This is a genomic window from Streptomyces sp. NPDC008001, assembly GCF_042958085.1.
Lineage (GTDB): Bacteria > Actinomycetota > Actinomycetes > Streptomycetales > Streptomycetaceae > Streptomyces.
Map to the genome: position 1 here is coordinate 117,416 of NZ_JBIBIZ010000012.1, position 19,612 is coordinate 137,027.

The window sequence follows — 19,612 nt, forward strand, 5'->3', positions numbered from 1 at the left end:
ACAGCACCCTCACCGGCCCGTGACACGCCCACGAACAACGACAGCCGGGCCCCCAGGTGTGCAGAGCAACACCAACCGCCGGGTGCTCCCGCGTCGACTGGGCCGCCAGCCGCGATAGCCCCGGCGCCGTCGAGTTGCACCAAGCCCTCGGCGCTGAGCTCCAGCCGGTAAAGCCTTCTTCCGGATTGAGCAGACCCCCTGAGGCCGCCGGGTAGACGGTTGCGGCCCGCCTCCAAAAGAGGCAGGCCGCAACTGCCCCTATGGACCGGACCACGACGTCAGGCGATACAGCCGGCCCGATGCCCAGCAACACCTCCAGCCGCACCGCGGCACCCGGTCGCGCACACCACGGTCATGCCGGCCCGGGCCCGCTTGGAGCAACGCAGGCACAGGCCCCTGGCGACCACGGGCCGCCGACAAGCCGTACAGGCCGGGCAGTTCTTGGGGAGTTCACCACCCCTGGCTCCTCTCCTTCGTGACCAGCGGGCGGGCGGGCCCAGCCTAGAACCCGCGCGCCCAGCTGAGCCTCACGGTCGGCGGCGCCGGTGACGCAGCCATCTGTAAGCGTGGTTCGTGACACTCCCGCCTGGACTGCGACATGCGCGATGGGACGGCTCTCGATGCGCGGCGAATGTTCGACGATGGGACCTTGTCTGAGGGACCCGCAACCATGATCTCTTTAGGGTGGTCATGATCACTCCTGCGGGTGACCAGGTGCCATGGCACCTGGATGGTGCGGTTCTCATGATCCCATGAACCTCTCAGTCTCCGCCGGGGCAGCTTCCCTCAGCGGTAGTCGGGGCCTGCCCCCGGATCTGCCCGTCCACCGTGCCTTTGCCGCTGTTGCCCGGCAGTTCCCGGCAGCAGCGGCCGTCGTGGAAGAGTCGGGTGACACCTGGTCCTACCGCGAACTGTCCTGTTGGGCTGCGGTGCTGGCCGACGGGCTGCGCTCCCGGGGGGCCGGTCCCGGTGCGACCGTCGCGCTGAGGCTGCCCCGTTCGGCTCGGCTGATCGCCTCACTGCTCGCGGTCCTCGACACCGGGGCCGCCGCTGTCGTGCTCGATCCGCGGCTGCCCCAAGAGCGCCTCGCCGCCGTCGAGGCAGACGCCCGGTGTGCCGCGGTGCTGACCCCGGCTGTCGTGCCTGCCATGGCGAAAGGCGCTCCGCCGGCCGATGGCCTGCCTGTCTCCGGCCTCAGCGGTGAACTCGACCGGACTGCCTTCGTGTTCTACACCTCCGGTTCCACCGGGCGCCCCAAGGGCGTGCAGATCACGCACCGGAATCTGGGGCACTTCGCCGCTGCCCCGCACTGGGACGGCCCGGGGCACCGGGTCACCGCACTGGTCTCGGCGCTCGGCTTCGACGCGCTCTCCCACGACCTGTGGCTGCCCCTGACCCGCGGGGGCACGGTCGTCGTGCCGGCCGACGACCGGATCGATGCCCACCGCCTCGCAGCGCTGGTCCGCGCGCACAGGGTCACCGGGGTGTTTCTGACCACGGCGTGGTTCAACCAGATCGCGGCGGACGAACCCGCAGCGCTCCGCGGGCTGCACACGGTGCTGACCGGGGGTGAGGCGTGTGATCCGCGCGCCTTCGCCCGCGTGCGCGAGGTCTGTCCCGAGCTGACGCTCGGCCACGTGTACGGGCCGACGGAGTGCACCACGTTCACGACGCTGCACACGCTGGCGGCCGGGGAACCTGTCCCCTCCACCGCGGTGCCGATCGGCACCGGGCTGCCCGCGGTCACGGTGCGCTTGCTCGGCCCGGACCTGACCGAGGTCGCGGAGGGGAAGCCGGGTGAGGTGTACGTCGCCGGCGAGCAGGTCGCCCATGGGTACCTGGGACTGCCAGGACGTACGGCGGAGCGATTCGTCGCCGACCCGCACGGCCGGGCCGGCTCGCGCATGTACCGCACCGGTGACCTGGCTGTGCGTGGCCCCGACGGAGCACTCACCTACCTCGCCCGCGATGACGACCAGGTGAAGATCCGCGGCCACCGCGTCGAGCCGGGCGAGGCCCGCGCCGCGCTGATCGCGCTGCCCGGCGTGACACAGGCGGCCGTCATCGCCCGCGACGGGAAACTCGTGGGCTACGCGGTCGGCGGTGAGGGCACCGCCCTCGACGGCGCGGCTCTGCGCGCCGAACTTGCCCGCATCCTGCCCGAATACCTCGTGCCCTCGGCGGTGGTCGTTCTCGACGCCCTTCCCCTCAGCGTCAACGGCAAGATCGACCGGGCCGCCCTTCCCGCCCCGCGTACGGCCCACGCCGGACAGGGGCTGCCGCGCAGCCCTGCCGAGAAGGCGCTGTGCTCCGCGTTCGCCGAAGTCCTCGGCACCCCCGAGGTCGGCACCGAGGATGACTTCTTCGCGCTCGGCGGCGACAGCATCACGGCGATGCGCCTGGTCAGCCGGGCCCGCCGCGAGGACGTCGCGATCACCTCGCAGGACGTCTTCACCCTGCGAACGCCAGGCGCACTCGCGGCAGCGGCGCACGCCTCGGTACCGAAGGCGGACCTGCTGCACCAGTCGGCCACCGGCCCGCTCCCCCTGCCGCCCATCGCACTGTGGCTGCGCGAACAGGGCTTCGGAACAGAGGAGTTCGTGCAGTCCGTCCTCGTGGAGACGCCGTCAGGAATGTGCCGCGACGCGCTCGTCGGCGCACTCCAGGTGATCCTGGACCGCCACGATGCGCTGCGCACCCGCCTGCCGGACCCGTCCCCCGACGCCGTCTGGCAGCCGGAGATCCTGGCGCCCGGGGAGATCGACGCGGCGGATCTGATCGACGTGCGGGAAACCGACGCCTGCCCCTCCGACGTGCGGGAGGCTGTGTCCTGCGCGATGACCCGCCTGGGCCTGCCCGCAGGCAAGGTGTTGCGGGCGGTGTGGTGGCCCCGGGCGCGGCGACTGCTGATCGCCGTGCACCACCTGGTCGTCGACGGCGTGTCCTGGCAGGTGCTCCTGCCGGATCTGGCCCGGGCCGTCGAGGACCCGCAGTCACTCGCCGCCTGGGGCGCGGCCGCCCCCTACCGGGGCTGGGTCAAGGCCCACAACGCCCGCGCCGAGAGCGCCGACGTCCTGGCCAGCCTGCCGCACTGGCGGGCGACGACCGCGCCGACCGGTCAGACGTGGCCCGCGTCCGGGCCGCTGGATCCAGCACTCGACACCATCGCCACTTCCCGGACCCTTCAGAGCACGCTGCCGGCCGACGTCGGGCGGGCCCTCCTGACGAGCGCTCCGGCCCGCCACGGCGCGACCACGCAGGAACTTCTGCTCACCGCGCTGACCATGGCCGCCGCCCGGTGCGGCTCGCTGCGCACCCTGGTTCTGGACACCGAGGGCCACGGCCGCGACGACCACGCCGCCGGGCTGGATGTGTCGGCCACCGTCGGCTGGTTCACCTGCATGTATCCACTGCGCCTGGCATGTCCCGCACCCGGCACCGACCCCGCCGACGCCGTGGTGGCGGTGCGCGAGCAGTGGCAGCGGCTGCCCGAGGACCGCTCCTCCTACGGACTGCTGCGACACCTGCACCCGCAGGCATCCGGCCTCCTCGCCGCCGCGCCCCCGCGCCCCGTGCTCTTCAACTACCTGGGGCGCTACGCCGTCCAGGGCCGCGACCCCTGGCCCTATGCCGCCGAGGCCCCCGTCCTGGGCATCCACCGGGCCGCGCGGCAACCACTGTCCCACCCGCTGGAGATCAACGCCGTCATCGACGAGCGCTCCGGTGAGCCCGTGCTCACCGCCGAGTGGCGCTGGGCGACACGGCTCGTGGACGCCGGCGACGTCGCCGCACTGGCGCATGAATGGACAGCGGCACTCGAAGAGTTGACGGCTTCCGGGGAAGCGCGGTGGCCCTGCTCCCCGCTCCAGGAAGGGCTGCTCTACCACGCCCACCGCGCACCCGAAGGCGCACCCGACCCCTACCACGTACAGACCGTCCTCGACCTCGCCGGAGACGTGGACGAGGATGCCCTGCGAGCGGCGCTCGCGGCGCTGACCGCCCAGCACCCCGCGCTGCGGGCGGGCTTCCGGTGGAGCTGTGGCGGGCAGGCCGTGCAGAGCGTGCCCGACACCGTCCAAGTGCCGCTGCGCGTCGTGGACGTGGCGGAGCCGCAACAGGCGGACGAGGAGGCACGCCGGGACCGGGACGAACCCTTCGAGCCGGCCCAGCCGCCACTGCTGCGGGCCGTACTGCTGCGCCTTGGTGAGGGGCGTTCCCGGCTGCTGCTGAGCTACCACCACATCCTCATGGACGGCTGGTCGATGCAGGTCGCGCTCGCCGACCTCGCCGACCTCTACGGCCAGGCCGCTGCCGGACGCACCCCGGTGCCCGCCACCCGCCCGTCCGCGCTCGCCTACCTCCGCCATGTCGCCTCCCAGGACACGGACGTGGCGGCCAAGGCGTGGCAGATCCTCCTGGACGGAGTCAGCGAACCGACTCTCCTCACCACCCCTGGCACCGTGGAAGTGGCCCGGCCGCAGACCGTGCTCCTCGACGTTCCCGCCGAGCACACCAGGGCACTGCGCGCAGAGGCCCGTGCACGCGCCCTGTCACTGAACACACTGGTCCTCGGTGCCTGGGGGCTGGTCCTCGCCCAGCTGACCGGACGCGACGACATCGTCTTCGGCACGGTCGCCGCCGACCGTCCGCCGCACCTGGACAACGTCGAGTCCATGGTCGGGCTGATGAATAACGCCGTGCCGGTACGCCTGGACATCAAAGCCGGGACGGACCGGGGTACGCTCCTGGCGGACCTCCAGGAGCAGCGGGCCTCGATGATGCCGCACCAGCATCTGGGGCTCGCCGAGATCACCAGGGCTGCCGGGCTGCGGGAGCTCTTCGACACCGTCGCGGTGCTGGAGCCGTACACGGACGCCTTCGCCGCCGAGTGGGGTGCCGGCGTGCGGGTCACGTCGAGCGAGGTCCGCAACGGTACGCACTACCCGCTGTGCCTGCTGGTGTCGATGGGGGACGGCATCCGGGTCCGGGTGCAGTACCGGCCGGGGCGGCTGACCGAGAGCGCGGCGCGCGAGATCGGCGAGCGGTTCCTTGAGGCGCTCGGTGCGCTCGCGGAGGATCTGGATGTCCCCGCGCGCCGGCCGGTCGCTGCGATGCTGCCTGCCGCACGGCAGCCCGTGTCGCAGACGACGGTCCCGGTTCCGGTGCTCGACCGCTTCGCCGCACAGGTGAAGGACTTTCCCGACCGGGTCGCCGTTGTCGACAGCCGCGGCCCGCTCACCTACTGGGGCCTTGACGCCGCGTCCGAATGCCTCGCCGCGGAACTGACCGCGCGCGGCGTGGGTGCCGAGCAGGTGGTGGCGCTGTGCCTGCGGCGCGGCCGGGACGCGATCACAGCCATGCTGGCCGTCCTGAAGGCCGGAGCCGCCTACCTGTGGCTCGACCCGCGCCACCCGGCGCAACGTGTGGCCGCACTCGCCGCCGAGGGCCGTCCACACCTGCTCGTACACCAGTCCGAGTTCGACGAGGCGCTGGCTCAGATTCCGGCCGGGGTGCCACGCCTGCTCCTCGACGCGCAGCACGTCCAGCCGAAGCCCGTTGAGGCAGTGCCCCGTCCGCCGCGCCATCCCGGGCACCCGGCGTACGTCGTGCACACCTCCGGGACACAGGGTGTGCCCAAGGCCGTGGTGATGCCGGGCGGGGCCCTCGACCGGCTCGTCGAGTGGCACGAGGAGCGGTTCCCCGCCGAACCCGGCGCGGTGACGGCCCAGTTCACATCCATGGCGTTCGACGTTGCCACGCAGGAGGTCCTCACCGCGCTGTGCACCGGCCGCACGCTGGCCGTGCCCGACGCCGACACACGCGCGGACGCCGCCGCCTGGACACAGTGGCTGCGCGAGCACCGGGTGACCGAACTGTTCGCCCCCACCCCTGTTCTCGCCGCGCTGTGCGAGTTCGCCGACGGGGAACGGGAGACGCTGCCGGATCTCAGGCACCTGGTGCAGGCGGGCGAAGCCCTCGTGGTCGGCCCACAACTGCGGGCCCTGTGCGCGCGGGGCGGCAAGCGCCTGCACAACCACTACGGCCCCGCCGAAACCCATGTGGTGACCGCGGGCGAGGTCACCGGGAAGCCGGACGCCTGGCCCGCCCGCCCCGGCATCGGCACACCGGTCCCCGGCTCGCGGGTCATGCTCCTGGACGCGGGCTTGCGCCCGGTCCCCGAGGGGCTCGCCGGTGAGCTGTACCTCGGCGGCGACCAGGTGGCCCGCGGCTACCTCGGCCGGCCCGGCCTCACTGCGGCCCGCTTCGTCGCCGACCCGTGGGGACCGCCCGGCGCCCGCATGTACCGCACCGGCGACCTGGCCCGTCAGCTTCCCGACGGCACGCTGGAGTTCGGCGGCCGCAATGACGACCAGGTCAAGATCAGGGGGCATCGCATCGAGCCGGACGAGGTCCGCGCCGCCCTCACCGCGCTCCCCGGCGTCGTCCAGGCAGCTGTACTGGCCCGCCCCGACGGCCGTGGCGGCAAGGAACTCACGGGCTACGCGGTCGGCACCGGCCTCGACGGCGCGGCCCTGCGGGACCGGCTCGCTGCGATCCTGCCGGACTTCATGCTCCCCGCCCGAATCCTGGTCCTGGACCGCATGCCGCTCACCGTCAACGGCAAGGTCGACCGCCGCGCCCTGCCCGAGCCCGCCCGCACCACCACCAAGGTCCGCGGCCCGCGCACGACCGCCGAGCGGATCGTGACCGACGCCTTCGCCGAGGTCCTCGGCCTCGACCAGGTCGGCATCGACGACAACTTCTTCCACCTCGGAGGCCATTCCCTCCTCGCGGCCCGCCTCCTGCACCGGCTGCGCGAACGCCTCGCCCCCGAAGCGACGCTCACCCAGGTCATGGAACGCGCCACCCCCGCAGCCCTGGCCGCGGCCCTCACCCCCAACGACTGACCCCGACGGAGTCCCCCTGATGAACCCCTTCGACGACCCCGACGCCACCTTCACCGTCCTCGTCAACGACGAGGACCAGTACAGCCTGTGGCCCGCCCACCTGGCCGCCCCCGACGGCTGGCGTACGGCGCACCCGCGTGCCGACCGCGCCACCTGCCTCGACTGGATCGAGACGCACTGGACCGATCAGCGCCCCGCCTCACTGCGCACCGAGGAGCCCGCACGATGACCGGACCCCTGCGCATCGCCGTCATCGCGGCCCTCCCGCAGACCGCGCCGCCCCTGGTGGAGGCGGTCCGCGCCCTGGGCCACCAGGTGCCGGTCGTGATCGGACTGCGGCGCCCGCTCGACTGGCCGGGCCACCTGCTCGGCGAACGGGACCTGCCGCCCGGCGTCGACCTGGCCCTGCCCGCCCACGTGGACGCGGTGGCAGGACTGCTGCACGCCTACGCCCCCGACGTAGCCGTCAGCTACGGCTATCCCCGCAAGCTCCCGGCAGCCGCAGTCACGGCACCTCGCCTCGGCACAGTGAACTGCCACCCGTCCCGCCTCCCCTCCTACCGCGGCCCCAACCCGGTCGGGTGGGCGGTACGCAACGGCGAACGCGAGATCGGCGTCACCTGGCACCGCATGGACGCGGACCTCGATACCGGACGGGTCCTCGCCCGCACAACCATCCCCCTCGACCCCGAAATGTGGTCGTTCACCGGCGTCAACGCCCGGGTTCTGGACGCGGCCTCAGCCCTGCTGCCCGGCGTCCTCGAACGCCTCGCCGCCGACGACCCCGGCGAGGAGCAGCCTGCGCGGGAGGGCAGCTGGGCCGGCTTCTTCGACGAGGACTACGCGACCGTGGACTGGTCGGCCCCGGCCGCGCACATCCACACCCAGGTCCGTGCCTGGAACATCGCCGGCCACCACCCCCGGACACGTGGCCCGATCGCGGAGATCGACGGTACTCGCTGGCAGCTGCGCCGCACCACACTGCAGCAACCGCCAACGGGTACCGGCAGGCGGATCACCTGCGGGGACGGAAAACTGTGGGTCCTGGCGGCTGACCCAGTCGACTGACCGACGCACACACTCAGATCCCCGGACTCAGTCGCACACCTCAGAGCCGGGGCCCGCATCCACACTCAGGCATGCGCCGAGCCAGGACACGACCCTGGCTCGGCGGGAGTGCCCGCCCTTGCCACCATCAGCCCGCACACGAAGCGCCCACGAAAGGGACTCGCGTGCGGGTTCCGGCGTAGCGACGTCCGAGAATCAGCGAACCCGCGCGCCTTCGCCTGCGGCCAGGACAAGCAGCCGGACCGCGACCGCCAGGGCTACCCGGCCGGTGAGCGCACTACGGGCTGGATGCCGCGCCGGATGACCACGGGCACCCTCCGGATGCATCAGCACTGCGTGGGTGCCGCCGATGCAGGCGCGATGCTGGGGCGGCTGCACGACAGGCCGGCCTGGCCGGTATTTACGGTTTCGCTGGAAGGCGGGTTCGTGATCGTCGTGCGCTACAACAGCGGCGAGGAGTTCACGAGCACGGACTACTTCCTGACCCGCTCGAAAAGCCCCTAAGTGGCTGTTGTTGTTTCGATCTTGAGCGGTGTCGCTCGAACGGGAGTCTCGGTATCGGGAGACCAGGGTGGGTGCTGGGCATGAGGAGGCCGCGTATACGGTCGTCTCGGCGCAGACCATCGTGTGAGGCTCGCCGTGGTGCCCACGGAGGAGTGTCGCCCCTACTCGGACCGCCGACGCGCGAGATGGACGATGATGTCGGCGGCGATCTCGACTGTCCCGGGCAGGACGCGCGTGATCGCGTCGTACGCCTCCTGTCGCTTCGATTGCGGCAGTTGGAGGTACGCCGAGACGGTCGACAGGTAGCCGACGTAGTCAGGAGCGCTCATCGTCAAGCGCCGTTTGACGACGGCCTGCCGAATGTCGAGGAACAACGGAGACTGCTGCAGCTCCGTGCCTGGCCACTGCATCTCCTCGTCAGGAGCAGTTGTGTCGGGAGATGGAACCTCGTCGCTTTCCAGGAACGGCGCCCGCGCCGCACGCACAGACTCCTCGACAGCTGGGTCGGCCAGCTGAACCTGACCACCGAATGAGGCGAACACGCCCTCCGGTTCCAGTAACGCGGCCGCTCTTGACCACCGACCCTCCGGGCGTGTCCAGTGCAGGGCGGCCGCCGCATATACCAACCCGTAGGTTTCACTTGGCCGCAGGTCCTCGAATGCGGCTCGCACGGTCGTCACGTTCGCGGGCACGGTCTTGTTCAGCTTGGCGAGCATGGCGGCGTCGGGCTCCGTCGCCGTGACCGTAACCCCGTGAGCAGCGAACAGGCGGGTTGCTTTGCCGGTCCCCGCACCGATCTCCAAGGCCGTCCGAACCGGCCGGCCCGCGTACGTCATCACCAAGTCGAAGAGCTCCTTGGGATACCCCGGCCGGAACCTTTCGTAGGCTTCCGCAATTGCGCCGAAGCTCAGTGCACGAGCAGACATGCCAAGCATCCTGGCACGACCGGGGCAGACAGCACTTGGCAATACTCAGCGGCCTGACCGTCCGATCTTGAGGGGTGCTGGTCGAACGGGAGTCTCGATCGAGTGACTGTGGCGGGTGCGGGGCATGAGAGCAGGGCCTCTTGGCAGCTCGAAGGGCGTCTACGCCAAAGAGCGGCCCAGGAGGCCTGTTGTCGCATTTGTACGGCATCGCGGGAGCGGGGTCCGCTTCGGCCATTCTCGCATGTGACTGCCTGGCACGCCGGTTCGGGAATGCCGCCGACCACGGGGTCCGTGCGCGCCGCTACCCGACGGACATGTCCGATGAGGAGTGGGCGGTGGTGCGGCCGCTGCTGCCGGTGCCGGGCTGGCTGCTCGGGCGGGGCGGGCAGCCGGAGGCATACTGCCACCGCGCGATGCTGGATGCGGTCCTCTACCTCGTCGACAACGGAACGAAGTGGCGGGCGATGCCGACCGACTTCCCGCCGTGGACCGGGTCCACGCGTTCTTCCGCCGCTGGCGCGACCACGGTCTGGCCCGGGAGTTCCATCACCGGCTCCGCCGCCGGGTCCGCGAGCAGGCCGGGCGGGAGCCGGAGCCGAGCGCGGGCGTGATCGACTCCCAGACGGTCAAGGCGGACGCCGTCGTCGGCCATGACAGCCGCCGCTTCGATGGCGGCAAGTTGATCAACGGCCGCAAGCGGCATGCCGTGGTCGACACCCTCGGCCTGCTGCTGGCCGTGATGGTCACCTCGACGGACATCGGCGACCGAGTTGCCGGGCAGGTTCTGCTCACCCGGGTCGCCGCCGCGCACCACGGGCTGTCGCTGGTCTGGGCCGACGGCGGCTACACGGGCAGCCTCGTCGAGTACAGCCTGGCCGACCTCGCCCTGGTCCTCGCCATCGTCAAGCGCAGTGACGACATGCGTGGCTTCGTCGTGCTGCCCAAGTGGTGGATCGTGGAGCGGTTCTTCGCCCACCTGATACGAAGCCGCCGCCTGGTGCGGGACTTCGAACGGTCGACCAGCAGCGCGGAGGCGATGGTCTACTGGTCGGTGACGATGCTCATGTCCCGCCGCCTGGTCCGGCCACGGCCTTCGCGAGCGTGAATCGGCCCGGCGCCGGCTCGGCCAGCCACCCGCGCGCTGTCAGCCGCTTCGCCTTTGACCGCAACGCCTCGATCTTCGCGGGCACCGGGTCCAGGCCGAAGCAGCCGGCCATCTCCTGGCAGGTCAGCGGGCCCTGACCGAGCCGGCCCCGGTCCGCGAGAGCCTGCACGATGCGCTGGTAGTCCACCGACGGCGCCGACCAGGCCAGCCCCGCACGCCGCATCGGCACCACCGACTTCGACCTCGCCGCCGCCGAAGACGCGGGCGGCGCGGGCGGATCACCGCGATCCGACGGCTCCTCGGTGGCGTCCGGGCCGACGGCGTCTCCTTCGCCCGGGGACAGCACCTCGCCGACGCGTGAACGGACGACGACCCCCTCGTTCCACTCCAGCTCGGCCGCGACCAGCTCGGCCTGGATCCGGTCCGCCTCCTCCCGCAGCGCGTCCACACGACGGCGAGCGGTCAGCTCACGCTGTTCCAGCAGCCCCACGACCGACGGCATACCCGACCGCCACCAGAGCGACGACACGACACGTCACCACTCCCCGAGGCCGTCGGCCCCATTCCTGAACAGCGGAAACACAGCCCTCAAGTCCGGAAAGACAACAGTCACTAAGCACGTTGACGTGCCTCCCGCGGGCCCCGTCATCAGCCCTTCGCTGATCAGCGGCATCCGGACTGCTCGGGCACCGCTCAGTGGAAGGCGAGACTGGCACGCTGCCGCCCAACGGCACCTCTTCAACCGCATGCTCGGACAGCTCTACCACTGCCTGAAGAACAAGCCGGGAGGCGATGCCGGGCTGCTGCGGGAGATCCTCGCCGTCTACCGGGGAACGGGTTCGCATCTGCCGCCGCCTGAAGTCGTCGTCGGCGGCAGCGGAGAGCCGATCGCCATGCTGCGGGACGGCCGTGCCAGCGTAGCGCTACTGCGCAGCCCGTTCGACGGTCAAGGGCTGGATTCCCAGATGCTCGTGGTCGAGCCGCGACTGGCCGTTCTCCCCGCCGCGCACCGCCTGGCCGGACGCCGGCGACTGCGGCTGACCGACCTCAAGGGCGAACCGATCACACGCTGGAAAGGGGATGCCCTCTCCACCACCGCCTACTACACAGGATGCGACGGGGCGGAAGCAGGCGATGGCCACACAGGCTTGGCGCCGGCCGACACTCCTGAGGGGCCGCTCGTGGCCAGCGTCGAGCAACTCCTGGAGGTGGTCGCGCTGGGCCAGGCAGTGGCGTTTCTGTCACTCTCCACCACCAAGCGGCACCAGCGCCCGGACATTGCATACCGGCCGGTCACCGGCCTCAGCCCCAGCGCGGTCATGGTCGCCTGGCCGGAGACCTCGCGATCCGCAGCCGTCGCCGCCTTCGTCCAAGCCGCCCATGACGTCGCCGCCCACCACCCCGACCACATGACCGCACTGGCTTACTGACCGGGGGCACTCACCCCTCGCCATGACGATCACCGCAGGACCAGTTTCAGACAACCACCAGCGCGGAGAAAGGCCAGCACCCCCTCACCCGCTACCGCCAAAACCCGGACCGATCCTCCCCGAAGGCCTATTCGGGGGCACGGCACATGTCACCGCCCGCCGGCCCGAGGAGAGGCACGAAGCTGGAGCGGTGACGAACCGGGGGTGTTGTGGACTCCCCGTGGACTGCTGCCCGAGTGTCGCGGCAGACTCGTGGGCATGGTGCACCTGAGGGTTCTCACGATGAGCGACTGGCCGTTGTGGCGGGAGGTTCGACTCGCTGCACTGAGGGAGGCACCTCACGCCTTCAAGACTGGGCTCGCGGAATGGCACAACGGTGGGGAGGAGCGGTGGCGTGACCGCTTCGCGATGCCCGCGACCTACAGCATCGTCGCGTTGCTGGACGGCCGAGCCGTAGGGATGGCCGCCGGTCTTCCCGGGGGTGGTGATGGCGCATGCGAACTGAGGTCGTTGTGGGTCAGCCCCCAGGCGCGGGGCCGCAGCGTCGGAGACCAGTTGATAGCGGCAGTCGAGGAGTGGGCCCGGCAGAGGGGTGCTACGGCTCTGAAGCTCGCGGTCCTACCGGGCAACGAGTCCGCTGTCGCGCTGTATCACCGCAACGGTTTCCTCGATACGGGAGAACTCGGAGACCTGTTGTCCGACGGGGTGACCAGGGAACATCTGATGGTGAAGATGCTTCGCTGAGAAAACGGCGTGCGAGCAGGACGGTCATCCACCGCGGGAGCGGTTGCTGTCGATCCGAAGGCCACCGGCACTGTGCACATTGATGCGGAGGCGGGACGGTCGCAGTTGAGATGATCTTGGCATGGCCGGTGTGATCACGGCGTCGGAGCCGTCCTGGACAGTCCCGTTCACCGGACTGAGCCCGTGTGCCTTCGGGAAGCTGGTGACGGGTCTGCGACGCGAGGGTGCGGACGCGGTCCGCAGGGTCCGGCCGTGGAGCCCTCCGCTGGAGGACCGGGCCCTGCCGGTCGCCGCGTACTGACGCACGGACCTGACCATGCGGCAGCTTGCTCCGCTGTTCGGGTGTCGAAGTCTGCGGCGGACCGGATCATCGACCATGCCGGGCCACTGCTCGCGTTCAAGTCCCGCAAGCGGTTTCGTCAAAGACGCCGTGCTCATCGTGGACGGCACCCTGCCCCCCCAACCAGGGACTGAACCACCAGGTCGTCATCGACGCCGACACTCGCCGACAACCCTTAGGACTCGACCGAAAGGCCGTCCAGAGGTACGCCACAGGTCTTGCGTTTGGTCCGACGGCACTTGGTCTCGACGGCGTGGGGTAACAGCAGGCTGGGCTCGACGGTGCAGACCTTGAGACGGCGCACTCACGGCGGCCGTGGCCGCTGAGCGGCGTCAGGCTGCACGAGCTCCGTCAGCCCAGCGGTCAGTGGCGACCGTGAAGTGCCTTGTGGACACCGTACGCTTCGATGAATGCCTGAATCGTCTGCAGGTCGTCCGCAAAGGATGCGGATCGCCACTTTTCCTTCCGGCCGTCGCGGTAGTTGAGGTCCACCCATACGTCGAGATCCGCGAGCATGCTTCCGGAGGAGGTGCGTGCGGTCGCTCTCAGCGTCATTCCCGCTAGATCGTTGAAATCGACGATCGCCAGCGGCTTGCGTTCGTTCTTGTACTCGATGACCTCGCCAGGGGTGATGACCAACAGCGGATCCGGATCGTCCGACGTCCCGCGCAGGAAGCCGGACACCTTCCCCCGCTTCTTGGTGAAGACCCGCCAATTCTCCGGTACGGGACCTTGTCTTGCCTGCGTCAGGACCGTTCGGGGATCCTTCATGCCACCTCCCGTTTTCGCGACCGCGCCCAGCACGGTTACTGCAGGGCCAGGGCTTCTAGGCTGCACCACCTGCCCGAGTAACAGCTCGTCCAGCAGCACATGGACGAGATCAACGAGCGGCTGACCGCTGCCGGCAGTCGCACGATTGCTCGCAAGCAGGGTCAGCGCCACCCGGCGGCGCTGACCCTTGGCATTCCTACAGATTGAACATCGCCACCACGGCGAGTGGTCAGACGGCTTGTCGTGCGGGGCCGCCGGCCGGGCCTCCACGACCGTCGGCAGTTTGGCCGTTCCCCGTGGACACCTTCTGGAACTTCGCCAGCAGTGAATGGCTGATCATGATGTGGTCGATGAGCTCGTGCTGGCCCTCGAAGATGCGCGCGAAGCCGCCTTGTTCCAGGATCTTTGGGCCAGGTTCCACAGGCGCTCGGCATCGCCCGGGTCAGGGTGGTCGAAGCCGCCGGTGCCCATCTGCGAGCCGGGCGGACCGTACAGGATCTGGGTGGTGGCGGCCTGCCATTCGTCGTTGAGGCCGCCCAAGACGATGACGTCGTGGGTCCGGGTGGTCCGACAGCGCGGTGTGCCAGGTGCCGGGCAGCTTGGCCACGAGGTCGTCCAGGGCCTCCTGACTGCCGGCCTCCTGCACCCCGAGCAGGTCCGGACCAATCTCAGTGATGACGTCAGCCAGGGCATCTACCTTGGCATCGTAGGTCGCATGGTCCTTAGCGGCGCACTTGTTGGGGTTGGGCGGGCTGCCGGCCGGTAAGGGCCGGCAGAAGTTCTCCAGGTTCCAGGTCCCGATGACCGCGCTCACGGCTGCTCCTGTCGGTCGCCGGCCAGCGTCGGCGCCGACCTTCCTCACTCTTATCCCCGGCCGTGTGGCGATGAACGGAGACTCGCGCGGTCGTGGCTCGCACTTTCACTCGCGTGCAGCCGGGCTTGTCAGTACGGAGCGCAAGCGCACGACCGAGTGCTCGTATGCCCACAAGATGTGACCGGTGCAACGGGTCTGCAGCCAAAGAGGCCGCTGGAAGTACGGATCCTCACTACCGCCGGAATCCATGACAGACACCATCGCAGGTCCGCGATACGAGCAGCTATCGGATTCTCGAACATGCCCCAAAGCTCGCTACCGGCCACTTTGGATGCACGGCCAAAGCGTGTACAGGAGGCTGTTACCTGGCAGGCCAGGGCCGGGATTCGACCGGATTGCGTGAGCGTGACAGCAGGCCACTATGTGTGCCCATTCCGGATGCGGATGGGGCAGTTAGCTGGCGGCATGACCCGACCCTCTCGCGCTCTTCACGTTCAGTGGGAACGTTGGAGGAGATGCGGTATCCATGAACACCCACGAGGAAAGAAGAAAAATCTCACCATGTTTTCGAAGCTATTGAAGCCTAGAACACCATTTTCCGTGGGGGGCATACTGATATTTCCATGAGAGGTAGCAGCGCTCTGCGCATCGTGGCCACAAGTTGACACCTACCCTGGCCGTCAGGCTCTACGACGCAGATTTCACCTGGCCGAAATGAGAGATCCCATCCGGTGGGGGTCAACAGGAGCAAGGCATCGGGCAAATCTCGAATGGTCTCCGCCCGGACGCCAGCATTGCTGCGGAGCAGCATTCCGTCCCAATCCTTGCGCCAGATCCATTGGCTTTCGAGAGTACTGCTTCGGCCCCATACATACACCGCAGTAACGTCTCCAGATGGCCATGACGGAAACCTCGCGGCAAGTTCGATGCTTCGGGTACACCATGTGGCCTCCGGCGATCGGCCGGACTCACCCTGTCCCTCAACCCTCCGCTCCAGCATCCTGTGGCGTGCAAGGCGCGCACGACGCGCACCCGCTCCGAGCGAAGGGACAGGAACGATGAAGAAGTCCTCCTGGCTGATGACGGTGCTGGGCATCAGCGGCCTGATGGCCGGCAGCCTCCTGACGGCCTCCTCCGCGTCGGCGGGCCCGGGCGGCCCATCCGTCGTGGCCGAGCGGCACCTCACGACCTCACAGGACGTGGTGAGACAGACCTCGTCCGGGGTGCTGCTCAGCACCACGGGCGGTGTACCCACGACGGTGATCTCGGAGTCAGTGCCCGCCGGTTCGTGGGTGGTGTCCACCAACGCGACGCTGGTCAGCTGGGAACCGAGTGACTACACCCGCTGCACGCTCTACGCGGGCGAGACCGCCGTCGGCGGAGCAACCAGCATGATCGGCAACGCCTCCACGGGCGCAGGCAGCGGGGTGTACGCGGCCACAGTCGCCGCCCAGGGCGCCTTCTCCAGTACGGGCCCGACAACCGTCAGCCTGCGATGCGCACACGACACCACCCGGAACCGCGCTCCCTACGCGGACCCGGGCGCGACCCTTTGGCTCCACCGAAGCGACAGTCTGGGCCAACCCAAACGGTAGCCGGCCCCAGTCGGCCAGCAATCTCTCTCACCGACCGTCAACCACTCCTCAATCCCGCTGCCCCTACGAGGCAGCGTCCCGACGGCAACCACGCCCCGTCCACCTGGCATGGAAACCGATGATGCTGTAGCGGGGCCCCGGACGCGGCGGACGGTTGCGAGGCGCGTCGGCGATGCGGACGGCATCACAGTCGGCGTCGGGCAGAGGGCTCTTGACGCCCAAATACTGCTCACAGCCTCACGGATCACGCTGCCCACCGGGGGAAACAGGCTGTGAGCCGCACAGCTCACCGCCTGCTCGGGATGTCATACGGGCCCGATGACGGCCTTTGTGTCCGCCGGTGACAGGTGGCCCTGCGATGCCTGACCTCACGTCGCAGGCAAGCCGCAGGCTCTGCTCCAGTCCGCGTCGTCTCGTCATCCAGGTCGCCCTATTGAAGGCCCCTACGGTCGATGCGGCGTTGAGGCGGACCTGCCAGGTCCGCACAACCTCGTGCAGCGAGAGTCAGGTTGCAGGCCGACCCAGGGCCTTCCAACGGCCTTCCCCAGCCCTGGCTGACAAGCCGTTTCATTTGGTGAGCCGGCGGTACCAGATCAGGGTTGCAGCGATGCCTGCGAAGGCGAGGAAGTGCTCGGGTTTGCGTTCGTAGCGGCGGTGGAGTCTGCGGCAGCCGCTGAGCCAGGAGACGCTGCGCTCGACGGTCCAGCGGTGCCGGCCGACACGCTCGGACGACTCGATGCCGCGGCGGGCGATCCGGGGTGCGATGTGCCCTGAGCGGAGCCGTCTCCGTAGGTGAAGGCAGTCATAGGCCTTGTCCACGTGAAGTTTGGCCGGTCGGCGTCGGCGTGGGCCGCGTCGGGAGCCGGGTCGGCGGTATACCCCGGACGAGCGGTTCGAGGGCCTGGCTGTCGTGGGTGTTGGCGGCGGTAATGCCGATCGAGAGGGGAAAGCCGTTGCGGTCGGTGGCGAGGTGGATTTTCGAGCCGTTCTCGCCACGATCGGTCATGTTCGGTCTCGTCAGCCGCCCTCTTTGAGGGGCCCGGATGCTGACCGAGTCGATCGCGCACCGGGACCAGTCCAGATCACCCTGGCACCTAGCTCGTCCAGGACCAGGTGGTTCAGCTTGTCACGGTCCCCATGCCGCCGACGCCCTCCCCCTGCCGACGGACCGGCGCCGACGGCACGACACGCTGGAACAACTTCCCCAGACCGTCGGGCACCAACCGCTCAACCAGATTCGGCACCGGGCCAGCGTGCCGCAAGATCGCAGCCACATGAAAAGGCTTGTAAAAACGCCGGGCGACGGGAGGCCGGCGACGGCAGCACCTTCCCGACCACCGGCCACCTCGCCGCCTACGCCGGCCTCGCCCGGCGACCCGGAGCTCGGGGTCATCGATCCGCGGCGAGCAGCCGTCCCGGAGGGGAAACAAGCAGCCGAGACGGGCGTTCTTCCTCTCCGCGTTCGCCGCCCTCGGGGACCCGGCATCGCGGGCCTACTACGACAAGAAGATCGCTCAGGGCAAGCACCGCATCCAGGCCCTGCCCTGCCTCGCCAGACGCCGGGCTGACGTCCTCTTCGCGATGCTCCGCGACGGAACCTTCTACGAACCCAAACCCGCAGGAGCCAGGTGACAGTCCAGGCTCATCGATCAGTCCTCCTCCGGCCGAAGCCGTCGGCGAGCGGCCTCAAGCCGCTGGTCATAGTCAGGCGCGAACAGCCCAGGAAGTGACTTGTCCAGCGTCCCGGCGATGCGATGGATCGGCGCCCAGACCGCCGGATCGTCGACAACCCGGCTCAAGTCCGTCATCTGCAGCTTCTCCAACCAGTCCGACAACACCAACGCCTCGTCACTCGTGAGCTTGATCGTGACCTGGCTATCCCCCATGCGCACCCCTACGGTTCGGCCTCACCCTCGACCACACGAACCTACTGGTCCTCGACCTTGACCAAACAGATAGGGCCCCCGGAGAGACACCACTGCACGGCGTGGTGCCCTGACCACAGGCACGAAGGCGCCTTGGAAGCCCTACCGATACAGCCACGGCCCCTCGGGGAGGGCTTGCCGAGGCGGGCTGAGTTCAGTCAGCGGGACGCCGTTCAGGCAAGCGGTGAGACCGTCGGCAACGCCGTGCACCCGGCACGGAAGTCAGGCGCAAAGCCGAGCTTCTCGCTAGGACTACGCTTTCCCTCATGTGGCGAGAAGCAGCATGTCAGACGTTCTCCGGAGCCGGATTCAAGGAGCCTGCCACCGCAGCCAGGCCGGCCGCCGCTGAGCGGCAGCTGGGGTGCCGTTTGCCGGCGGAGCTCGTCAGTCTGCTCCAGGGAACCGACGGCATCGTGGGACACGACGGCGTGGACACCGTCTGGCCGTTGGAGCGGATCGTCGAGGACAACCTTCACTTCTGGTCGGACGGCTACCTCGCCGACTTGTACATGCCTTTCGGGGCACTCATCTTCTTCGGCGACAACGGCGGCGGCGACCAGTTCGCCTTCGTCCGCACCCCGCCCCGGCCCGACATCTTCGTGTGGCAGCACGAAGACCACAGCCGCCGATGGGTAGCCCGGGGCCTGCAGGACTACCCCGAGCGTGCACTCGTCGATGATGGCGGAGGCGATTGGTACAAGTAGCCAACCGCCCATGGCCAAGACAAGCTGCCCAGGGTCAGCGGCTCCTCAGCACCGCGACGCTGATTCCCTCTGTAGTGTGTCGAGAACTGGACCACGGAGAGTGAGCAATTCGGCCCGGACCCTGATCGCTGACCAGGTACGCCTTACGGCTTCGTCCGCGATTAGGGCTTGGGCGTGCTGGCCTGGCGGGTCGGCTGGTGGTTGACCAGCAGGCGGCCTGCCGGGCAGGCACGAGCTCGGTGTTCGGCTTGCGGCGGGTCGGTCGGCGAGCCGAACGGTCCGAAACCAATGAGGCGATCGCCTGGTGGTTGCGGCGTAGCCCTCGCGTGAGCCGGTGTGGCGCTGGAGCGGGCACCACTGCCGCAATTCGGCGTTGGCGTGCTCGACGCAGATCTGCTCCGAGGACTGCCGTCGGCGCATCTCCAGCCAGGCGCATTGCTGCCGAGCGGCGCGTCGCCCTTCGGCTTCTTCGGAGGGGCGCTGATCTGGTCGGGGAACTCGTTGGCCAGCCCCGGCAGCCCTTGCCAACCTCGGTCGTCACCTTCGGGTGGAGCCGGAACTGTTCGGCAATACCCTCGGTGCGCATCGCGGTCCGGTCGTGCATGCGGCCCGGGCAGTTCGCACCCGACCACAGCAGACGGCCCTGGCCGTCGCTGATGCTGGTGGTCTTGATGGTGTCCTGCTTCTTCTTGCCGGGGACGAAGGCCCGCCGTCCGGGCCTGCCTGCCTCCGGGCGGCGAATCCGGGTCTCGGCGCCATCGATCCGCCACCACATCCC

General features: G+C 69.4%; 16 protein-coding genes and 4 pseudogenes. 12 read left to right on the top strand and 8 right to left on the bottom strand.

Annotated features, from left to right (window positions below; all coding sequences use genetic code 11):
* Positions 1-752 precede the first annotated feature (752 nt).
* The 4 genes from ACFZCD_RS30495 to ACFZCD_RS30510 all read left to right on the top strand — a co-directional run bounded on the left by ACFZCD_RS30495 (position 753) and on the right by ACFZCD_RS30510 (position 8,480).
* Positions 753-6,908 (top strand): amino acid adenylation domain-containing protein, encoded by a 6,156-nt coding sequence (locus ACFZCD_RS30495; protein WP_391836291.1) that lies wholly within the window; start codon positions 753-755, stop codon positions 6,906-6,908.
* A gap of 19 nt (positions 6,909-6,927) precedes the next feature.
* A complete protein-coding gene (locus tag ACFZCD_RS30500; protein WP_391836292.1) occupies positions 6,928-7,137 on the top strand; it encodes an MbtH family protein in 210 nt (69 codons plus the stop codon).
* Positions 7,134-7,976: a methionyl-tRNA formyltransferase gene (locus tag ACFZCD_RS30505; RefSeq protein ID WP_391836293.1), complete on the top strand. Its 843-nt coding sequence runs from the start codon at positions 7,134-7,136 to the stop codon at positions 7,974-7,976. Before ACFZCD_RS30500 ends, ACFZCD_RS30505 begins: the two co-directional genes overlap by 4 nt.
* Before the next feature lie 300 nt (positions 7,977-8,276).
* On the top strand, positions 8,277-8,480 hold the full coding sequence (locus tag ACFZCD_RS30510) for a hypothetical protein (RefSeq protein WP_391836294.1): 204 nt from the start codon (positions 8,277-8,279) through the stop codon (positions 8,478-8,480).
* A gap of 161 nt (positions 8,481-8,641) precedes the next feature.
* Here the strand turns inward: ACFZCD_RS30510 and ACFZCD_RS30515 are convergent, their stop codons facing one another.
* Positions 8,642-9,406: a class I SAM-dependent methyltransferase gene (locus tag ACFZCD_RS30515; RefSeq protein ID WP_391836295.1), complete on the bottom strand. Its 765-nt coding sequence runs from the start codon at positions 9,404-9,406 to the stop codon at positions 8,642-8,644.
* 314 nt (positions 9,407-9,720) lie between these two features.
* Here ACFZCD_RS30515 and ACFZCD_RS30520 point away from each other — a divergent pair.
* Positions 9,721-9,837 (top strand): annotated as a pseudogene (locus tag ACFZCD_RS30520) (IS5/IS1182 family transposase); the annotation flags it as partial.
* A gap of 53 nt (positions 9,838-9,890) precedes the next feature.
* Positions 9,891-10,511 (top strand): IS5 family transposase, encoded by a 621-nt coding sequence (locus ACFZCD_RS30525; protein WP_391836296.1) that lies wholly within the window; start codon positions 9,891-9,893, stop codon positions 10,509-10,511.
* On the opposite strand, the gene ACFZCD_RS30530 is transcribed toward ACFZCD_RS30525, so the two are convergent.
* Positions 10,468-11,013, bottom strand: coding sequence for a hypothetical protein (locus ACFZCD_RS30530; protein ID WP_391836297.1), 546 nt, complete (start codon positions 11,011-11,013; stop codon positions 10,468-10,470). The two genes, ACFZCD_RS30525 and ACFZCD_RS30530, sit on opposite strands and share 44 nt — an antisense overlap.
* 244 nt (positions 11,014-11,257) lie before the next feature.
* Here ACFZCD_RS30530 and ACFZCD_RS30535 point away from each other — a divergent pair, with 244 nt between their 5' ends.
* The 3 genes and pseudogenes from ACFZCD_RS30535 to ACFZCD_RS30545 form a co-directional block, all read left to right on the top strand.
* Positions 11,258-11,941, top strand: coding sequence for a LysR substrate-binding domain-containing protein (locus ACFZCD_RS30535; RefSeq protein WP_391836298.1), 684 nt, complete (start codon positions 11,258-11,260; stop codon positions 11,939-11,941).
* Positions 11,942-12,199: 258 nt separating this feature from the next.
* Positions 12,200-12,685: a GNAT family N-acetyltransferase gene (locus ACFZCD_RS30540; RefSeq protein WP_391836299.1), complete on the top strand. Its 486-nt coding sequence runs from the start codon at positions 12,200-12,202 to the stop codon at positions 12,683-12,685.
* Positions 12,686-12,806: 121 nt separating this feature from the next.
* Positions 12,807-13,278, top strand: a pseudogene (locus tag ACFZCD_RS30545) (transposase family protein); the annotation flags it as partial.
* Positions 13,279-13,388: 110 nt separating this feature from the next.
* Here ACFZCD_RS30545 and ACFZCD_RS30550 read toward each other — a convergent pair.
* The 3 genes from ACFZCD_RS30550 to ACFZCD_RS30560 are packed head-to-tail and all read right to left on the bottom strand — an operon-like array spanning position 13,389 to position 14,610.
* Positions 13,389-13,967 (bottom strand): hypothetical protein, encoded by a 579-nt coding sequence (locus ACFZCD_RS30550; protein WP_391836300.1) that lies wholly within the window; start codon positions 13,965-13,967, stop codon positions 13,389-13,391.
* Between the two features lie 58 nt (positions 13,968-14,025).
* Entirely contained in the window at positions 14,026-14,217 is a 192-nt protein-coding gene (locus ACFZCD_RS30555; RefSeq protein WP_391836301.1) for a hypothetical protein, read from the bottom strand.
* Positions 14,218-14,238: 21 nt separating this feature from the next.
* Positions 14,239-14,610, bottom strand: a complete 372-nt coding sequence (locus ACFZCD_RS30560) for a hypothetical protein (protein WP_391836302.1) — start codon at positions 14,608-14,610, stop codon at positions 14,239-14,241.
* A 1,058-nt stretch (positions 14,611-15,668) separates the two neighbouring features.
* Here ACFZCD_RS30560 and ACFZCD_RS30565 point away from each other — a divergent pair.
* Positions 15,669-16,205 carry a hypothetical protein gene (locus ACFZCD_RS30565; RefSeq protein ID WP_391836303.1) on the top strand — a complete coding sequence of 179 codons (537 nt, stop codon included), beginning with the start codon at positions 15,669-15,671 and terminating at the stop codon, positions 16,203-16,205.
* 567 nt (positions 16,206-16,772) lie between these two features.
* On the opposite strand, the pseudogene ACFZCD_RS30570 reads toward ACFZCD_RS30565, so the two are convergent.
* Positions 16,773-17,449, bottom strand: a pseudogene (locus ACFZCD_RS30570) (IS5 family transposase).
* 68 nt (positions 17,450-17,517) lie between these two features.
* Between ACFZCD_RS30570 and ACFZCD_RS30575 the strand changes: the two are divergent.
* A pseudogene (locus ACFZCD_RS30575) lies at positions 17,518-17,837 on the top strand (transposase); the annotation flags it as partial.
* Between the two features lie 17 nt (positions 17,838-17,854).
* Here ACFZCD_RS30575 and ACFZCD_RS30580 read toward each other — a convergent pair.
* Entirely contained in the window at positions 17,855-18,091 is a 237-nt protein-coding gene (locus ACFZCD_RS30580; RefSeq protein WP_351220362.1) for a hypothetical protein, read from the bottom strand.
* A 305-nt stretch (positions 18,092-18,396) separates the two neighbouring features.
* Between ACFZCD_RS30580 and ACFZCD_RS30585 the strand changes: the two genes are divergently transcribed.
* Entirely contained in the window at positions 18,397-18,834 is a 438-nt protein-coding gene (locus ACFZCD_RS30585; RefSeq protein ID WP_391836304.1) for an SMI1/KNR4 family protein, read from the top strand.
* A gap of 34 nt (positions 18,835-18,868) precedes the next feature.
* On the opposite strand, the gene ACFZCD_RS30590 is transcribed toward ACFZCD_RS30585, so the two are convergent.
* Complete coding sequence (locus tag ACFZCD_RS30590) at positions 18,869-19,609, bottom strand: transposase family protein (RefSeq protein WP_391836359.1); 741 nt, start codon at positions 19,607-19,609, stop codon at positions 18,869-18,871.
* Between the last annotated feature and the right edge of the window lie 3 nt (positions 19,610-19,612).

Bases quoted from the DNA above. Each gene is read 5' to 3' on its own strand.
- ACFZCD_RS30495 (WP_391836291.1), top strand. From the start codon at position 753: ATGAACCTCTCAGTCTCCGCCGGGGCAGCTTCCCTCAGCGGTAGTCGG.
- ACFZCD_RS30500 (WP_391836292.1), top strand. From the start codon at position 6,928: ATGAACCCCTTCGACGACCCCGACGCCACCTTCACCGTCCTCGTCAAC.
- ACFZCD_RS30505 (WP_391836293.1), top strand. From the start codon at position 7,134: ATGACCGGACCCCTGCGCATCGCCGTCATCGCGGCCCTCCCGCAGACC.
- ACFZCD_RS30510 (WP_391836294.1), top strand. From the start codon at position 8,277: ATGACCACGGGCACCCTCCGGATGCATCAGCACTGCGTGGGTGCCGCC.
- ACFZCD_RS30515 (WP_391836295.1), bottom strand. From the start codon at position 9,406: ATGTCTGCTCGTGCACTGAGCTTCGGCGCAATTGCGGAAGCCTACGAA.
- ACFZCD_RS30530 (WP_391836297.1), bottom strand. From the start codon at position 11,013: ATGCCGTCGGTCGTGGGGCTGCTGGAACAGCGTGAGCTGACCGCTCGC.
- ACFZCD_RS30535 (WP_391836298.1), top strand. From the start codon at position 11,258: ATGCTCGGACAGCTCTACCACTGCCTGAAGAACAAGCCGGGAGGCGAT.
- ACFZCD_RS30540 (WP_391836299.1), top strand. From the start codon at position 12,200: ATGGTGCACCTGAGGGTTCTCACGATGAGCGACTGGCCGTTGTGGCGG.
- ACFZCD_RS30565 (WP_391836303.1), top strand. From the start codon at position 15,669: ATGAAGAAGTCCTCCTGGCTGATGACGGTGCTGGGCATCAGCGGCCTG.
- ACFZCD_RS30580 (WP_351220362.1), bottom strand. From the start codon at position 18,091: ATGGGGGATAGCCAGGTCACGATCAAGCTCACGAGTGACGAGGCGTTG.
- ACFZCD_RS30585 (WP_391836304.1), top strand. From the start codon at position 18,397: ATGTGGCGAGAAGCAGCATGTCAGACGTTCTCCGGAGCCGGATTCAAG.
- ACFZCD_RS30590 (WP_391836359.1), bottom strand. From the start codon at position 19,609: ATGTGGTGGCGGATCGATGGCGCCGAGACCCGGATTCGCCGCCCGGAG.